The 16,556-nt window shown below is 51.4% G+C and carries 19 protein-coding genes; 7 read left to right on the forward strand and 12 right to left on the reverse strand.

Features of this window, described 5'->3' with window-relative positions; genetic code table 11:
- Nucleotides 1-10 precede the first annotated feature (10 nt).
- The 3 genes from JL661_RS08805 to JL661_RS08815 all read right to left on the reverse strand — a co-directional run bounded on the left by JL661_RS08805 (nucleotide 11) and on the right by JL661_RS08815 (nucleotide 2,419).
- On the reverse strand, nucleotides 11-1,201 hold the full coding sequence (locus JL661_RS08805) for an MFS transporter (protein ID WP_062771584.1): 1,191 nt from the start codon (nucleotides 1,199-1,201) through the stop codon (nucleotides 11-13).
- 91 nt (nucleotides 1,202-1,292) lie between these two features.
- Nucleotides 1,293-1,715 carry a MerR family transcriptional regulator gene (locus JL661_RS08810; protein WP_062771586.1) on the reverse strand — a complete coding sequence of 141 codons (423 nt, stop codon included), beginning with the start codon at nucleotides 1,713-1,715 and terminating at the stop codon, nucleotides 1,293-1,295.
- Nucleotides 1,712-2,419, reverse strand: a complete 708-nt coding sequence (locus tag JL661_RS08815) for a GNAT family N-acetyltransferase (protein WP_062771589.1) — start codon at nucleotides 2,417-2,419, stop codon at nucleotides 1,712-1,714. Before JL661_RS08815 ends, JL661_RS08810 begins: the two co-directional genes overlap by 4 nt.
- 559 nt (nucleotides 2,420-2,978) lie before the next feature.
- Here JL661_RS08815 and JL661_RS08820 point away from each other — a divergent pair.
- From JL661_RS08820 to JL661_RS08830, 3 genes are read left to right on the forward strand one after another with little or no spacing between them, the layout of a single operon-like run.
- On the forward strand, nucleotides 2,979-3,908 hold the full coding sequence (locus JL661_RS08820; protein WP_239510666.1) for a FecCD family ABC transporter permease: 930 nt from the start codon (nucleotides 2,979-2,981) through the stop codon (nucleotides 3,906-3,908).
- Nucleotide 3,909: 1 nt separating this feature from the next.
- Complete coding sequence (locus JL661_RS08825) at nucleotides 3,910-4,650, forward strand: ABC transporter ATP-binding protein (protein WP_036414845.1); 741 nt, start codon at nucleotides 3,910-3,912, stop codon at nucleotides 4,648-4,650.
- A 16-nt stretch (nucleotides 4,651-4,666) separates the two neighbouring features.
- Nucleotides 4,667-5,635, forward strand: a complete 969-nt coding sequence (locus JL661_RS08830) for an ABC transporter substrate-binding protein (protein ID WP_036417241.1) — start codon at nucleotides 4,667-4,669, stop codon at nucleotides 5,633-5,635.
- Between the two features lie 47 nt (nucleotides 5,636-5,682).
- Here JL661_RS08830 and JL661_RS08835 read toward each other — a convergent pair whose 3' ends face one another.
- From JL661_RS08835 to JL661_RS08850, 4 genes are all read right to left on the reverse strand, one after another.
- A complete protein-coding gene (locus JL661_RS08835) occupies nucleotides 5,683-5,994 on the reverse strand; it encodes an AzlD domain-containing protein (RefSeq protein ID WP_036417239.1) in 312 nt (103 codons plus the stop codon).
- Complete coding sequence (locus tag JL661_RS08840; protein ID WP_062771592.1) at nucleotides 5,991-6,698, reverse strand: AzlC family ABC transporter permease; 708 nt, start codon at nucleotides 6,696-6,698, stop codon at nucleotides 5,991-5,993. Before JL661_RS08840 ends, JL661_RS08835 begins: the two co-directional genes overlap by 4 nt.
- An 85-nt stretch (nucleotides 6,699-6,783) precedes the next feature.
- Nucleotides 6,784-7,620, reverse strand: a complete 837-nt coding sequence (locus JL661_RS08845; protein WP_004238421.1) for an AraC family transcriptional regulator — start codon at nucleotides 7,618-7,620, stop codon at nucleotides 6,784-6,786.
- An 88-nt stretch (nucleotides 7,621-7,708) separates the two neighbouring features.
- The gene (locus JL661_RS08850; RefSeq protein WP_004238422.1) at nucleotides 7,709-8,113 is read right to left on the reverse strand and encodes an NUDIX hydrolase; all 405 of its coding nucleotides are present in this window, start codon (nucleotides 8,111-8,113) and stop codon (nucleotides 7,709-7,711) included.
- Nucleotides 8,114-8,406: 293 nt separating this feature from the next.
- On the opposite strand from JL661_RS08850, the gene JL661_RS08855 reads away from it, so the two are divergent.
- Nucleotides 8,407-9,510 (forward strand): MFS transporter, encoded by a 1,104-nt coding sequence (locus tag JL661_RS08855; protein WP_225310080.1) that lies wholly within the window; start codon nucleotides 8,407-8,409, stop codon nucleotides 9,508-9,510.
- Here the strand turns inward: JL661_RS08855 and JL661_RS18670 are convergent.
- Nucleotides 9,446-9,664 (reverse strand): helix-turn-helix domain-containing protein, encoded by a 219-nt coding sequence (locus JL661_RS18670; RefSeq protein ID WP_015422714.1) that lies wholly within the window; start codon nucleotides 9,662-9,664, stop codon nucleotides 9,446-9,448. The two genes, JL661_RS08855 and JL661_RS18670, sit on opposite strands and share 65 nt — an antisense overlap.
- 38 nt (nucleotides 9,665-9,702) lie before the next feature.
- On the opposite strand from JL661_RS18670, the gene JL661_RS08865 reads away from it, so the two are divergent.
- The gene (locus JL661_RS08865; protein WP_062771595.1) at nucleotides 9,703-10,560 is read left to right on the forward strand and encodes a PhzF family phenazine biosynthesis protein; all 858 of its coding nucleotides are present in this window, start codon (nucleotides 9,703-9,705) and stop codon (nucleotides 10,558-10,560) included.
- Between the two features lie 20 nt (nucleotides 10,561-10,580).
- Here JL661_RS08865 and JL661_RS08870 read toward each other — a convergent pair whose 3' ends face one another.
- A complete protein-coding gene (locus JL661_RS08870; RefSeq protein WP_004237638.1) occupies nucleotides 10,581-11,195 on the reverse strand; it encodes a TetR/AcrR family transcriptional regulator in 615 nt (204 codons plus the stop codon).
- A gap of 93 nt (nucleotides 11,196-11,288) precedes the next feature.
- Here JL661_RS08870 and JL661_RS08875 point away from each other — a divergent pair, with 93 nt between their 5' ends.
- Complete coding sequence (locus JL661_RS08875) at nucleotides 11,289-12,074, forward strand: DJ-1/PfpI family protein (RefSeq protein WP_062771598.1); 786 nt, start codon at nucleotides 11,289-11,291, stop codon at nucleotides 12,072-12,074.
- Here the strand turns inward: JL661_RS08875 and JL661_RS08880 are convergent.
- From JL661_RS08880 to JL661_RS08890, 3 genes are all read right to left on the reverse strand, one after another.
- Nucleotides 12,065-13,132, reverse strand: a complete 1,068-nt coding sequence (locus JL661_RS08880) for an alpha/beta hydrolase family protein (RefSeq protein ID WP_062771601.1) — start codon at nucleotides 13,130-13,132, stop codon at nucleotides 12,065-12,067. The two genes, JL661_RS08875 and JL661_RS08880, sit on opposite strands and share 10 nt — an antisense overlap.
- 4 nt (nucleotides 13,133-13,136) lie before the next feature.
- Complete coding sequence (locus JL661_RS08885) at nucleotides 13,137-14,186, reverse strand: serine hydrolase domain-containing protein (RefSeq protein WP_062771604.1); 1,050 nt, start codon at nucleotides 14,184-14,186, stop codon at nucleotides 13,137-13,139.
- A 114-nt stretch (nucleotides 14,187-14,300) separates the two neighbouring features.
- Entirely contained in the window at nucleotides 14,301-15,203 is a 903-nt protein-coding gene (locus JL661_RS08890) for a LysR substrate-binding domain-containing protein (protein WP_046024562.1), read from the reverse strand.
- A gap of 115 nt (nucleotides 15,204-15,318) precedes the next feature.
- Between JL661_RS08890 and JL661_RS08895 the strand changes: the two genes are divergently transcribed.
- Nucleotides 15,319-16,506, forward strand: a complete 1,188-nt coding sequence (locus tag JL661_RS08895; RefSeq protein ID WP_004237632.1) for an MFS transporter — start codon at nucleotides 15,319-15,321, stop codon at nucleotides 16,504-16,506.
- Nucleotides 16,507-16,556: the final 50 nt, after the last annotated feature.

Raw genomic sequence — 16,556 nt, forward strand, 5'->3', positions numbered from 1 at the left:
GGTGATGTATTCAGGCGGCGGCCTTTTCCGCCGGGGATTCATTCATACTGTGGCGCAGTAAAAACATCACTACCAGAATCACAATACCGGTTGCCAATCCGGCGACATTTACGGAATACCAGCCCGCATAACAGAAGGCGAACCCGGCCAGCAGACTGCCAAGCGCCCCGAAACTGAAGATAAGAAAATCGGTCGCACCCTGGATTCTAGCCCGTTCATTGCCGGTATAAGTGCGCGGCAACAGATGCGTGGTGCTGATCAGAATAAAGTTCCACGCCAGCCCCAGCGAGGTCATGGCAATGAGAAAATGCGCGTAACTGCTGCCGGTCAGACTGACTGCATTGCTGATTAACAGGCAAATCACTCCCAGCCAGACAAAGCATTTTACCCCGACCCGGCTGATTAACTGCCCGGTAAAGAAAGAGGGCGCAAACATTCCCAGTATATGACACTGAAACACAAAGGCAATTGCCGGGAATTCAAATCCCTGCGCTTTCATCGCCAGCGGGAAAGCACCGACCATATACACTACCAGCGCATACCCGGCGGCACTGACCACGGCGATCAGAATCAGCAGCGGCTGGGAATATAACTGACGGTATGGGCGGTTTTTTGCGGTATCGCTGATCTGAGCGGGAAGCTGAGCTTTCAGCGGCAAAAATGTCAGCAGAACAAAAGCCATCAGATAAATAGCCGTCAGCGCGCCGAACGTGCCGAGGAACGGATAAGCCGCCACCAGTGTCCGGGTGGACATCGCCAGTGACGGACCGATCAGCACGGCGATAATCCCGCCGCTCATCACCACGCCGATAGCTTTTGCCCGCAGCGCGGCAGGGGCTTCCTCCAGTGCGGCAAAGCGGTATTGCTGGGCGGTACCGATGGCAATACCGGTAAAGAACGTTCCGGCGGAAAACAGCAGCATGTTGTGTGTATAAATACCGGCGATTGCCAGTAATGCACCGGCCAGCCCGCCGATATTACCGAGAATAAACCCGGCGCGGCGGCCGAAACGCATCATAAAGTGAGCCATCGGCACTGAGGTGGAAATCAGGCCGATATATTGTGCCAGCAGCGGGATCGTGGCATGTGCCGGATCTTCCGCCAGTTGTGACCCGATAAGAACGGCAACGGAAAGCACCAGGGCATTCCCGGTGGTAAATAAGGCTAAGGCGGCAGAGAGCCAGTAAACAGAACGCGGCATAATAATTCCTTATTATTCAACAGAAAAAGTGAATAATGACATCAAACGGAAATCAGTATGCCGGATGATACAACTTCAAGTTAACTTTAAGTCAAGCGGGATTTTTCACCGCTTTGCTTCTGTTTTTTTTCAGACTGACACTCAGGATTTTGCGGAATTTCGGGCACGCCAGATGGTTTTCTGCCGGGCACTGCTCAATATGCAGCAATCCCTGTTTCAGATTTTGCAGCTCGCGGATTTTCTGGTCAATTTCTGTGATTTTTGCCTGAATTGCCGTCCGTTCAATCCCTTTTGACGGCAGTTCGCTGAGCATGACCGTGATTTCATCCAGCGAAAAATGTCCTTGTTTGGCGAGAATGATCAGGGACAGCCGGGTCAGCACCTCTTCATCATAAATACGAGTCAGGCCCCTGCGCCCGGCAGGCGTGATCAGGCCTTTGCTTTCATAATAGCGGATGGTGGCGGTTGTCAGGCCGGTCAGCTCTGCGACACGGCCGATATCAATCATTTTCATGCTGCATCACGCAGGGATGCCAGGGAGCGGATCTGTTTACCGTCCGGTGTGAAATTATCCGCTGACAGCCACTGTTCCAGGGCGTGGTTAACCAGCGGCCATTCACGGTCAGTAATGGAAAACCATTCGGTGTCACGGGTGCGGCCTTTGACAACCCGCGCCTGACGGAAACAGCCTTCATACTGAAAACCCAGGCGCAGTGCCGCATTGCGGGACGGTGCATTGAGGCTGTCACATTTCCATTCATAACGGCGGTAACCGAGGGTATCAAATACATATTTCATCAGCAGCCAGTGGGCTTCTGTTGACATCACCGTGCCGCTGAGCAGCGGGGAAAAATGCACATGACCGACTTCCGTGACGCCGTTTTTCTCATCAGTCCGCATCAGGGAAAACAGGCCAACGGCTTTGCCGGTGTGCTTATCCGTAATCGTGAAAAACAGCGGATCCGACGATTGTGCATTTTTTTCGGTACGGGCGCGGTATTCATTCAGATCGACCGGTGGTTCATCCGGCAGCCAGGTCCAGTAACGCCCGTCAGGGGCGAGTGAAAATGCCCGGTACAGGTCATCCGCATGGGACGGGCTCAGCGGATCGATCCGGCAGTGACGGCCTTCCGCACTGATGCGGGCAGGGTAAGGGCGGGCGGTCCAGTCCGGAACGATATCACCGACAGTTTGTCCGAATGCATTTATCTGACTCATTTATTTTCTCTCCGCGCTGTTTTGCTTTCCTGTACTGTAATATGCTGAACGGGATGAGAAAAGAGCCGGTTTTTTAAAATTTCAGAGAACCACTTCAGTGATTGGTATTTACAGCACGATTTTCCGGCAGAATAATTTTGATGCGGTAAAATAGTGCTGTTCAGATAAATAAAACGCCGGGAAATCTTCCGGCGTATTATTCTGTGCTAATCAGATACAGATCATTAAATATGGATATTCACGGATTATTTCCCGGAATATACTCTGGGGGAGTACATAACCTTGATGTATTCTCCGCTATAATCAGAAAAATAGTGGAAACAGAGACTGACAGGCAAATTATGGCGGTATTTCGTTATCATAATGTGATATTTCCGTAAATCTGTTAACAGCCTCTGATCTGATGAAATACAGGTTAACAGTGATGAGTGAAGCAGTAAGAGAAACACCCGTGCGGCGTAAAAAGAAACTGAATGGCCGGAATTTTTCACAATTTTTTATCTGCCTGTCTGTGTTGCTTGCTGCCATGTTTTTTTCACTGTTTTACGGCAGCGTCAATATGGAATTTCATCAGAAGCTGGATACGGTAATCAAAATTATTAGCGGGGGCATCAGCGGTGATGATCTCCTGCCGTATGAAACCATCATTTATAATATCCGTCTGCCCCGGATTATCCTGGTGGCAATTACCGGTGCATCCCTGTCGCTGGTGGGGATCCTGATGCAGACCATAACCCGCAATGAACTGGCCGACCCGTATATTCTCGGGGTTTCCTCCGGTGCCAGCGCGGGGGCGGTATCTGCCATTGTGCTCGGGTTATTTGCTTTTATGTCACCGTATAATGTCTATATCGGTGCATTTGCCGGCGGGCTGATTTCCACTGCTATTATTGTCCTGTTTAATTTCAAAAAGAGCAATATGACCAATCTGGTGCTGATTGGTATCGGTATTTCCAGTCTGTTTTCTGCTATCACTACTGCCATTATTTATCTGTCCAAGAATGAAAGTCAGGTTAAAAGTGCAATGTTCTGGATGCTGGGCAGTTTCTCCGGTATTAAATGGTCTTATATCCCACTGCCGCTGGTGGCATTAATTGCAGTATTAATTTTTTGTCTGTTATTCAGCAATGTGCTTGATACGTTATTGTTAGGTGCGGATGCATCAGCACAATTAGGTGTAAATGTCGGTGCCATCAAGCTGGCGGTGATTATTTTATCATCTTTTGTGGTTTCTATTATTGTGGCCAATGTCGGTGTGATTGCGTTTATCGGACTTATTATTCCGCATATTGTCCGTAATACGATTTCTGTGAAACACTTTAAGTTATCGCTCTATTCCTGTCTGGTCGGTGGTGCATTTCTGGTGATTATTGATACGATTTCCCGCAGCTGGTTTAAACCGGAGGAGATTCCGGTCGGTATTCTGACCTCACTGATAGGCGCACCGCTGTTTGTTTATATCATTATTAAAGCGAACAGGAGCCGGTAACGTGAGTACTGTTGATATTAATGACCTGAATTATAACGGGATACTGAAAGATATTAATCTGTCATTTTCCGGCAAAAGAGTGATCGGTATTGTCGGGCCTAACGGCTCCGGTAAAACGACCTTATTACGGCATATTTACCGGGATATCAAAACCCGGGGCACCGTTTTCTTTGATAACACGGATGTGGCTCAGTTTTCTGTCAAATCACTCGCCCGTAATATCTCGGTACTGACGCAGTTTAATGACCAGGTGGAAGGCAAACTGACCATTGAGGAAATCGTGGTGATGGGGCGGATGCCGTATAAAAAACATTACGTGGATTACAGCGACCGGGATTTTGTGATTGCAGACAACTACATGGCATTGTTTGGTCTGCAGAAAATGAAAAATAAAGAGTATCACGCACTGTCCGGTGGTGAGAAACAGCGGGTGATGCTGGCGAAATGTTTTTCCCAGGAAACCGATATTATGATCCTGGATGAGCCGACCAACCACCTGGATATCCGCTATAAAGTGGAAGTAATGAAAGCGCTGGCCGCATCAGAATCCACCGTAATTATGACCATTCACGATATTAATTTATCCGCAAAATACTGTCAGCATCTGATCCTGATGAATGACGGGCAAATTTATGCGCAGGGCACACCGGCGGAAGTATTAACCCGGGAGTGCCTGTTTGATGTATTTGGTGTGGAATTTACGGTATTACCGGTAGAAGACCGTGTTGCTATATTTTTATAATCCGGATGAGGAAATTATGAAAAAATTATTATTAGGTACCCTGGTTATCTCTGCATTGTTTTCCGTGACAGCCACTGCGGAAAATAAAAAAGCACAGGCTTATGTTCCTGTTGAATTCAGTGCAAAACTGGATGGCAACGAATATCACTTTAAACCGGAAACATCCCCGCAGCGTATTGTTTCTCTCAGCCAGATCACCACCGAAATGCTGCTGGCACTGGATTTGGGGGACCGTATGGTCGGTACCGCTTTTCTGGAAGAGCCGATTTATCCGCCGGTAAAAGCAGCATATGACAAAATTCCCGTATTGGCAGAAAAATGGCCGTCTTACGAAGTCTTTATGTCTGTCAAACCCGATTTCGCCACCGGCTGGGCAAACTCATTCTCAAAACTGGCACTGGAAGCCAATAAAATTGTGCCGGAAGGGGTTGCCGTTTATGTGCCGGAATCCATGACATCACCGAAAGCAGATGTGAATACCTATTTTAACGACATGCTGAAATTTGGTGAGATCTTCGGTGTGCAGGAGACAGCTGAAAAATACGTGGCAGCAGAAAAAGAAAAACTGAATACCGTTATCAGCCAGATTCAGGCGTATCCGGAAAAAACCGCCTTTATTTTTGATTCTCAGGACGGTAAACCCTATACCTTCTTTGATGGTTATACCTCAGAGATGCTGAAACTGATTTCTGTTAAGAATATTTTTGCCGGCAAAAATACCGGAAAAACCTGGGCGGTCGGTAACTGGGAAGATGTGATTATGTCTGATCCGGAAGTGATCATTATTCCTGTCTATAAAGGCTTCCGTAATGATGATGATTATGACCAGAAAGTGGCATTTATTGAAGCCATGCCGGAAATGCAGGGTGTAAAAGCCGTGAAAAATAAAAATTATATTAAAGTGAATCTGTCTGAATTAGTGCCGGGACCGCGTTCGATTGATATTTTGCCGGTGCTGGCAAAAGAAATTCATGAAAAACCGTAACGTTCTCTGAGTTCCGCACCGGGTTTCCGGTGCGGACAGTTAAATAATCAGAACAGATAAATCAGGGTATAGAAAAATACCAGCGTCAGAACCACGGTCAGCAGGGTATTTTTAATCAGCCGTGCGGCGATAATACAGAACAGTGTACCCCATAAATACGGATTATCACTGATATCACGGAACTGCTGTTCCTCCAGTAATATAATCGGTGCGCAAATAGCCACCAGCAGACAGGGCGCGGAATAGGTCAGGGCCTGCTGAATAAAAACCGGCAGCCGCAACGGTAATCCCGGAATCAGAAAAATAAAGCGCAGCGAAAACAGCATCAGTGTCAGTGCGAATATTAATCCCCAGCTCATTTTACATCCCCCCATTTACGCCCCAGCAGAACGGCCAGCAGCATGGCGCTTACGCCGGCAATCACCGCGCTGCCCTGTACACCGGCGCGGGTCAGAATAATCGTGACCACAAAGGAGAACAGGGCCCCGGCGAGTGCACTTTTTGATTTGATCAGCGGCACCACAATCGCCAGCAATGTCGCCACCACTGAAAAATCGAGCCGGAGCTGGCTCAGGTCGCTGATGCTGTGTGCCAGCACAATGCCGAGAATACTGACCAGCACCCAGACCAGATAAAAACTCAGTCCTGCGCCGAACAGATACGCAAAACTCAGGCGCTGCCGCCCGGCGACACTGACCGCAAACAGTTCATCCGTCAGCAGAAAACCGATACCGGCCCGCTGCAGCGGGGAAAAAGGGCGCACATGCGGGCGCAGTGTCAGCCCGTACAGCAGGTGTTGTGAGGTGATAAAAAAGACGGACACGATAATGGTGATCACCCCGGCACCGCTGTTCAGCAGGCCGAGTGTTACCAGTTGGGCAGCACCGGCAAAGACCATTGCGGACATCGCGACACTTTGTGCAAAGGTCAGGCCGCTGTCTACCGCCATCGATCCGGCAAGGATCGCCCACGGCACCACGGCCAGGTTGAGCGGGGTCATATGCAGTGCGCCGGTGAGGAAATCTTTCAGCGGAGAGGCGGGTAAATCTGTGGTTGTTGTCATTGTTATCATCCGTACAGCGTAAAACAGTCCGGATACTCTGCCATGACACAACAACAGAAAGATTGTACAAAATTGTTCAGCGGGATCAGCGGCGCTGCATAAATTTGCCCGGTGAGACTCCCATTGCCCGTTTAAAATGGCGGGTAAAGTGGCTTTGGTCGGTAAATCCGCACTGTAAAGAAACATCCGCCGGGCGGTCGCCATTTTGCAACAGCTGACGCGCTTTGCGCAGGCGTGCCTGAATCAGCCACGCGTGGGGCGGCATGCCGTAACGCAGACGGAACTGGCGCAGAAAATACCACGGGCTGAGATTCGCCATTGCGGCCAGTTCATCCAGGGAATAATCGGTTTCCGGATGGCTGTTCATCATCTCTGCAATATGCTGCAGGCGCTGACCGGCCGGGGTGATCTCCGCCGGGCGAAAGCCTTTTTTATTGTGGCGGGTGATAAGCCAGGCCAGGGTTGAGAGCAACAGGGAGCCTTTCAGCAGCCGGTTATCCGGCTTCAGCAATACATCAAACAGCAGGCGTAACTGTGCGGCAAGGCCGGGATCATGGACCACCGCGTGAGAAAACCAGGGGACAAAGCCCCGATCGGCCGATTTGAGATCCTGCATCAGCGCATCCAGCATTTCCGGTGTCGGATAAATCGCACGGTAGGCCCAGCCGGTTTCCAGTGCCGATGAACCAGTGTGGATTTCATCGGAATTCACCAGAATGATATCGCCGGTCGGGGCATAATGATTACTGCCGGTGCGGAAAAACTGCTGAACACCTTCGTCAATCACACCAATACAAAAGCCTTCGTGCGTATGGCGGCTGAATTTCTGCTGATAGTAACGGGCAGAGATCATCCCCAGACCATAAAAATCGTCCAGATGAAAATAATCAGCCTGTTCACGGCAATGCCCGTCACTCTGCATGGTGTGTCCTGCTCTGTCTTTACGGTAACCAGTTATTATCGCGCTGCGTTACATTCTGTCTTGTACAAAATTGCGCAGCTGCGCGATATCAGCCGATCAGTTTCCGTGCTGCCAGGTCTTTCACAATCAGTGCCGCGACCAGAGAACAGCGGGGCAGATCACGGCTGTCCAGCCAGTCCAGTTCAGCAATTTCCGCGGCCGGTTGCAGTACGCCGGTAAATTCCGCCTGATAACAGCGGATACGCACCTGTGTGCCATCCTGTTTACCGTCCGCCTGACCGGTGAATTCCCCGTAAAACGTGATGGTGTCCGGTTTCAGTGTCACCGTCAGTTCTTCGTCAATTTCGCGGCACAGAGCCTGTTCGTCAGTTTCACCGGCTTCGCGTTTGCCGCCCGGCGCGTAGAACAGGGTTTTGTTATGAGAGCGGACCATGGCTACCTTGCCGTCTTTCAGCGTGATCAGTGCCAGTTTATCGATCATTTTTGCCGTCATTGCTGTTCCTTTATCACTCTGGTGAATGTGTGCTTTGCAGCCATTATGACACTGTGCTTTCCGGAGAGTGTCAACTTTTTTGCTACTGACAGTTTCCGTGACTGATCTTCCGTGCTGATCGCAGATTTGCCAGGATAAGCACCGGATATATCCGCACTATCAATTCACATTATTTATATCAGGAGCATTTATCGTGCTTCCTGCGGGTATCTCTATGAAAAATAACGTTATGCTGATTTTACTCTCGCTGTCACTGGTGGTCTTCGGCGTCATTACCACAGAAGTGGCGGTGATTGGTTTGCTGCCTGCCGCAACTGACGGAACAGTTGCAGATCACGGCACCGCAGGTCGGGTTTCTGGTCAGTATCTATGCTGTGGTGGTCGCCATTACCGGGCCTGCCATCACGCTGATGCTGGGGCGCTATAACCGCAAAACAGTTTTGCTGGTGATTATGGCGATTTTTATTATTTCCAATATCGCGTATGCCATTACGCATCAGTATGATGTGATTCTGTTTTTCCGTATTTTACCGGCACTGACGCACGCGGTATTTTTTGCTATTGCCCTGGTGGTGGCCGCCAATGTGGTGCCGCCTGCACGATCTGCCCATGCGATTGCCATTGTTTTTTCCGGGGTGGCTGTCGGCATGGTGCTGGGAATGCCGCTCAGTGCCTTTATTGCGGAAATGTTTACACTCAATGCTGCGTTCTGGTTCGGTGCGCTGACCAGTGTGGTTGCTTTTACGGGGATCGCGCTGTTTGTGCCGTCATTACCGGTGACACAGGCGCTGAAAGTGCGTGAACAGCTGGCGATTCTGCAACGTCGTGATGTATGGCTGAGTATTGCGGCAGTGACACTGATTTTTTCGGCGATGTTTGCAGGGTTCAGTTATATCGCCGGTTATCTCGTCACTATCACCGGTTTTTCCAACAATACGACCAGCGCATTATTGGTGGTGTTCGGCATCAGTGGTTATTTCGGCAACTTTATTTTCAGCCGGTATTTACAGCGCAATGTCATTAAAACCACGTCACTGTATCCGCTGCTGTTTATCCTGATTTACCTGGCGGTCTGGCTCTGCGGTCCTTCGCTGCGGCTGATGGTGCCGGTGGTGGTGCTCTGGGGAATACTGCATACGTCCGGGCTGATTGTCAGCCAGACCCGGCTGCTGCGTGAAGCCGGGAACACGCCGGAATTTGCCAACAGTCTGTATATCGGATTTTCCAATCTCGGGATCACCCTGGGCGCAATGGCCGGCGGGCGGATGATCCGCAGTTTTGGCGTTGAAACCATTATCTGGGAGGGAATTGCCTTTGCGGCGGCAGCCTTTATCACAATACGGCTGAAAGTCCGGCAACAGGCGGCACACACCGTCTGCCGGCCGCTGATTTGGTGATCCCCAGTTTATCTGCTGCCGCAGTAAAACTGCCGTGCTGTGCAGCGGCGACAAAGGCGGTAATCCCGGAAAAAGAATCCGTTTTCTGCATGAGCGATTTATCACAGTGATGGTTAATGATTTCATCATAATCGTTTTCTGTGATAAAAATCATCAGCTCTGCTCTGTTAACACATAAAAAGGATAATAACGTTGAATACCCGCATTTATCAGTTTTACCAGGTCGATGTTTTTTCTGATGTACCGCTGCTCGGCAATGCGCTGGCGGTGGTGGTTGATGCAGATGATATGACGGATGAGGAAATGCACCGTTTTGCCCGCTGGACAAACCTCAGCGAAACCACCTTTTTGCTGAAACCGCAGGATCCGCAGGCTGATTACCGTGTCCGCATTTTCACCCCGGATGGTGAATTGCCGTTTGCCGGACACCCGACCCTGGGCAGTTGCCATGTCTGGAAGCAGCATACCGGTTTCAGTGAAACGCGGGATATCATTCAGGAATGTGCCGCCGGGCTTATTACGCTGCGTCAGTCTGAACAGGGAACTGCCTTTGCCGCACCACCGATGATTAACGAGCGGGATCTGACAGAAGACGAGTGCAATACGGTTGCATCGGCATACGGTATCCCCCGCAGTGCCATTTTGCAGGCAAAATATATTGATAACGGCCCGGCATGGGCAGGGGTTGAGGTGGATTCCGTTGCCCGCCTGCTGGCAATCACCCCGGATTATGCGGTGCTTAGCCAGTCAGGGAATAACGCGCTGTATAAAATCGGCGTGTGTGCACGGTATCCTGCGGGCAGTGATGCCGCACTTGCGGTAAGGGCATTTATTAACCGCAGGGGGGCGGAAGACCCGGTAACCGGCAGCCTGAATGCAGCACTGGCACAATGGCTTATCAGCAACGGCACATTGCCGCCGCACTATCTGGCGCGGCAGGGTGAAAGTGTGAAACGTGACGGCTGGCTGAGTGTCCGGCAGGATGCCGACGGGATCTGGGTCGGCGGTGTTGTGACAGACTGTATCCGGGGTCAGGTTTCACTGCGCTGAAAAATACTCACCGGCGGATATTATGCCGCCGGTGATGTCAGTGCAGACTGCAATACCATCTGACCGGCACGAACCATCTCTGCCAGTTGCCCGGCACTTTCACCGGCCCGGGCGCGCAGGGAAATACTGTGCAGGAACGCAGTCAGTGTTTTCGCCAGCAGCGGGGCGCAATCCGGATCGTGCAGCGCAGTTTTCTCTTCATTCAGACAATCCAGCACCATCATCTCCTGCGCCGCAATCACTTCCTGCAGACGCTTGCGGATGGCAGGGTCGTACACTTCGGCGGCGGCTGTCGATAACACCATGCATCCTGCAGGGCCGTGCTCTCCGGTATAAAGGGTGACGGTTGCCTGTAACCAGCGGGTCAGGCGGGCGGCCAGCGGCTCACCGGGCGTCTGCGGTGCCAGTGCGGCGGAGTAATGCGCCTGAGCGATTTCACCGAACCTGTCCATTGCCAGCTGATAAAGCCGTTCTTTATTACCGAAAGCAGCGTACAGGCTGGGTTTCCTCATGTCCGTTTCTGCGGCCAGTTCATCGAGAGACGTTGCGGTATACCCTTTGCGCCAGAACTGCGCCATGATTTTATCCAGTGCGGCGGCACTGTCGTAATTCCGGGGTCTGCCTTTTTGTGCCATTTGATTACCGATCAGTATAAAAACAATTTACATCATTGTACCTCATGCATTATTTTACCGGTTAGTAAATAAATATTGTCACGGAGTATTTTGATGTCTGATCATGATTATGCAGTTGAAACTATTTACGGGCTGAGCACGCCTTCCATTCAGGCGCTGATCGCTGCCGGACGCGCATCACAGCCCGCATTACTGAAAGTCGGCATTTTTGTCTGTCCGGGTTATATGCCGATGGATATCAACGGTGCGCAGTCTGTTTTTACGATTGCAGGGGCGGAAATCTATTTTATCTGGAAACGCCGGGAGCTGGTGGAGGGCTATATCGGCTGGCCGACGATGCCGACAATGACCTTCGATGAGTGTCCGGATGATCTGGATGTACTGGTGACCGGTATGGTGCCGCCTGAGGTGATTGAAGATCCGGAGGTGATCCGCTTTTTCGCGCGGGCAGGGCAAAAAGCAAAATATGTGATTGGCACCTGTTACGGTTCGCTGATACTGGGTACAGCCGGATTACTGAAAGGCAGAAGGGCAACCAGTAACAGTAATGTGGTGCCGATGCTGCCGGATGTCGGGGCTGTTGCCGTCGGCGGCAGTGATGTGGTGATAGACGATACTATCTACACCTCCGGCCCGGCTACCGGTTCGTTTGATGCCTCATTACTGGTGCTGAAAGCCCTGCGGGGTGAGGAACTGGCTGCGCTGGTTGAACTGGCGATTGAATATGACCCGCGCCCGCCGTTCCGCACCGGCTCCCCGCAACTTGCAGGGCCGGAAATGACCGCCATATCACAAAGTATGACCGCGCCGCTGAACCGGCAATATCACGAAGCGGCGAAACGGGGCTATGCCCGTTATCAGCAGATGATTCAGGACTGACAAACCGGGTAATAGGCTGTCAAATCCGGGATTTTGTTTTTTATCCAGTCAGTGATAAGAGACAATGCTCCCGGATGATAGGCTTCCCGTCCGGCATACAGAAACTGCCACTGGCGCAGTACCGGCCAGTCGCTGCTGAGCTGATAATTATAGGCGGGTGCCTGTAATAAACCGTGCCCGGCCTGCGGAAAGACAATGACTTTTGTCTTTGGATTATCTTTCAAAAGTGACTGATAACGGCAGGAATTCTGCCGGGCATCGACATTCAGATCTTCCGCGCCCCATACCGCCAGCACACGCCCGTTCATCTGAGGGATTGCCGGGGTGGCATCACTGAGATAATTTTTGACCACAAATTCAAAGCGGTCGGGTGTCATATCACTACGTTGTGCCGGGTCTTTTGAGCCATTGCGGCCAAATATCCGGTCATTCTCTGCCTGTTCTGCTGCCAGCAATTGTTTAATGTCTCCCGGCGATTTTCCCTGCTGTGCGTAGCGCAGCCCCTGATAAAATTGTCCCTGATCCCGCCAGTTCACCGCACCGCCGATAATCACGGAAAAATCAGGCTGCGATTGTGCCGCCGCTGCCGGGATCACCCATCCTGCCTGGGAGAAACCAAGAAAGCCAATCTGCACCGGGGTATTCTGATAAAGGGATTGCAGCAATGTCAGTGCGGCCACGGCTTCCTCTGCGCGATCATCCATTGATTGATGCAGCCAGTTTCCCTGACTGTTACCGATACCGGCTTTATCCCAGGAAAATACTGCAATACCGGCTTCCAGCAGGGTATTAAACAGCGGGTTATATCCGTTGTCTGAATATCTGTCCTGCGGGCCATCACCGTGGATTATCACGGCAACCGCTGCCGGATGTCCGTTGCCGGGCAGCAGCAGGGTACCGGAAAGCCTGTTTCCCTGTGAGGTGAAGGTCAGTTCTTTTGCCACTGCATTGTCAAAATCAAAATCATCAAGATGGCTGGTAAAAAACAGTACCAGTCCGGCAATCAGTAACAGCAGAGCAAGCCCGGCAAGTGTCCGGCGGAAATAACGCGCTATCATGTTGTTATTCTTCGTCCCCGCGAACAGTGATCATCGCAGGGAATGCAGGGCGGAGAAAGGCGGCAGCAGCGGCTCGGGCCAGCGTTTCGGTATCGCATTCTTCGCTGTTGGATAACGCGACGATAGTGGTGTCTGATTTTGTCAGCCGGATAAAGTAAGTACTGGTACCCATCCAGCCTCCGGCATGTTCCAGACTCAGCTCACCGAAATGATGAAGGGTATGTAACCCCGCAGCATAAGGCTCATAATCCGTAACGGGTGTGCCGTTTTCTGTCAGCGGGGAAAGGGTTTCTGCCATCTGTTGTATCAGAGCAGTACCACCAATACGGGCAGTGCGGTAGTTTTCGCCCCATTTCATCAGGTCAGCGGCACTGGAATGTACCGCGCCGTCGCCGGTGTGTGTCCACGGGCTTTCAGAAATCCGCCACTGACCGGCAGCTTTGCCGTAGCCGGTGGCAATGGTCTGCGGTGCCGGATATTGCTCAACAATAAAAGTATGGTTCATTTCCAGCGGTGCAAAAATCCGTTCACGGGCAAAATCAGCAAATGACTGCCCGCTGACCCGCTCAATAACCGGAGACAGCAAAAAATAGCCGGTATTACTGTAATCATGACGGGTACCGGGCGGAAAATCCGCTTCTGTCTGACTGACCAGATCCGCCAGGGTTTCCTGTGGTGTCAGCGGATCATAAAAGCCGGTTTTGCGGGCAAAAGCCAGATCCATATAATCCTTCAGGCCGCCGGTGTGGTGCAGCAGGTAGCGTAATGTCACCGGACGTGCATATTCGCCCAGCTCCGGTAAAACAGATAAAACAGAATCACTGAGCGAAACTTTACCTTCCTGCACCAGTAACAGCAGCGAAAATGCGGTGAATTGTTTGGAAACGGAGGCTAAGTTGAAAATAGTGTCCGGTGTTACCGGCGTGTGGGTTGCCACATCCGCCATGCCCCGGCAGCTGTACCATGTTGCGCCGTTATCGGTATGTACCATGACGATAACACCGGGCTCATCCGGCGAAAAGCCTTCTGTCAGCGCATTCAGTGCCGTTTGCATTATTGTTTCTCTCTTATTTTTACAGGGCAGGTTTATTTTAAGACTAATTGCGCTGAAAAATATTGTCGAGAAGATACTGAGATGCGCCGTCAGCGGCTTAAGGTAGTATTCAGATTAACCGGTACGTTTAAAACACTGGCTGTGTTGCAGAACAAAGTCGATAAAACAGCGCAGCCGGGGAGAAAGTGCCTGACTGCGGTAATACACCGCATTAATCGGTAGTTTGTTTTCATAAGTGTATGATGTCAGAACCTGACGAAATTCCCCGTTTTCGCGCATTTCGTGTGTCACAAAATCGGAAATACAGGCAATTCCCGCGCCGGAACGTGCCAGATTGCAGATAATTTCCCCGCTGCTCGCAGCCAGTGACGGGGTAATTTTCAGTCCCTTTTTGTTGCCGTCATACAGCGGCCAGGTATTCAGGCTTTCCGGCGCGATAAATCCCAGCAGAGTATGCTGTGCCAAATCTTCCGGCGTTTTCGGTTCGCCATGCTGCTGAAGATAACGCGGACTGGCCAGAATCCGCTGGCGGGTGTAGCCCATCAGCGTGGCATGCAGGGAAGAATCTGCCAGCGGACCGAAGCGGAATGCGATATCGGTTTGTTTTTCCAGTAAATTGGTGATGCCTTCATAGTTAGTCAGTTCAAGGCGGATTTGCGGATAACGTTCATGGAATTGTGTCACCAGCGGTGCTATCACATGGAGCTGAACTGGCGTTGAGGCATCAATACGCAGTGTGCCGGAGGGGATCTCTTTGTGGTTCATCAGCACATCTTCCGCTTCCTGTGCCAGTTGCACCACATCACGGGCTTTTTGTAAGAACAATGCGCCTTCTTCACTCAGTTTAAGCCGCCGCGTGGTGCGGTACAGCAGCGTACTGTTCATCTTTTCTTCAAGACGCAGCAGGGCGCGGCTGATGGCGGATACGGTCAGCCCGTTTTGTGCGGCAGCGGCTGTGACGGAGCCGCTGTCAACGACGGCAATAAATGCCCGCATTTCTTCCAGGGTGATTTTCATTATTGCGTTTTATTCAATTGTTTTTTGCAGATTAGCGGCTGTTTCCGCAAAAATCAATGTGGCAGAATCGCCGTCCTGACAACACTGTGACGTTGTTTTTTATTCTGAGGACATTATGCGAACAAATACTGCTCTGTTATCCCTGTCTGTCGGCGCGTTTGCTATCGGGGCAACGGAATTTTCCCCGATGGGTATGCTGCCGGAAATTGCCGGGTCACTGGCTGTTTCCATTCCTGCCGCCGGGATGCTGGTTGTGGTGTATGCACTGGGCGTGATGCTGGGTGCTCCGGTGATGACGTTACTGCTGATCCGGCGTTCGCCCAAAGCGGCACTGATTTTCCTGATGAGCATCTTTACGGCAGGTAATGTGCTGTCGGCACTGGCGCCGGATTACAATACACTGCTGTTTGCCCGCTTTATCACCAGTCTGAATCACGGCGCGTTTTTCGGCATCGGTGCGATGGTGGCGACACGGGTGGTAGCCAAAGGCAAAGAAGCCGGGGCGATTGCAGGTATGTTTATGGGGCTGACCATTGCCAATATCGGCGGCGTTCCGGCGATCACCAAACTGTCTCAGATGCTGGGCTGGCGTGAATCCTTCTTTGTGGTCAGTCTTCTCGGCCTGCTGACAATGGCGGCGCTGTTGCGATCACTGCCGCGTAATATGCAGGGACAAGAACTTAATCTGCGCCGTGAATTACAGGTACTGACCCGTCCGGCGGTATTACTGGCAATGTTGTGTACTGTGCTGGGTGCCAGTGCCATGTTTACGTTTTATACCTATATTGCCCCCGCACTGACCTTTATCTCGTCTGTGCCGGAAACGCAGATCAGCATCATGCTTGTTCTGGTCGGACTGGGCTTCACACTGGGGAATTATCTGGGCGGTGTATGGGCAAACCGTTCGGTTTCCCGCACATTGTACGGATTATTTGCACTGCTGGCGCTGACGATGGTTCTGTTTCCGCTTATGGCCCGTGACACTGTCACTGCGGGGATTATGCTGGTTATCTGGGGAGCGGCCAGTTTTGGTATCGTTCCGCCGCTTCAGGTAAAAGTGATGCAGGTAGCCTCAGAAGCGCAGGCGCTGGCCTCATCAGTCAATATCGGTGCCTTTAATCTCGGCAATGCAGTCGGTGCCGCGCTGGGCGCATCGGTGCTGGCAAACGGTGGTGATTATGCCGGTGTCAGTTATGCAGGGGCAGCGGTAGCCGCCGCCGGATTAGTGGTGCTGCGGATAACCTTACGCCGGACAAAATCGCAGAAGCCTGCTTCAGATGCAGAGCAATGCACGACTATATAAATGAATCAGCAGGTTAAACCAGTATGGCAGTCCGTGATGTAAATCCACGG

It is taken from the genome of Morganella morganii (assembly GCF_019243775.1).
Lineage (GTDB): Bacteria > Pseudomonadota > Gammaproteobacteria > Enterobacterales > Enterobacteriaceae > Morganella > Morganella morganii.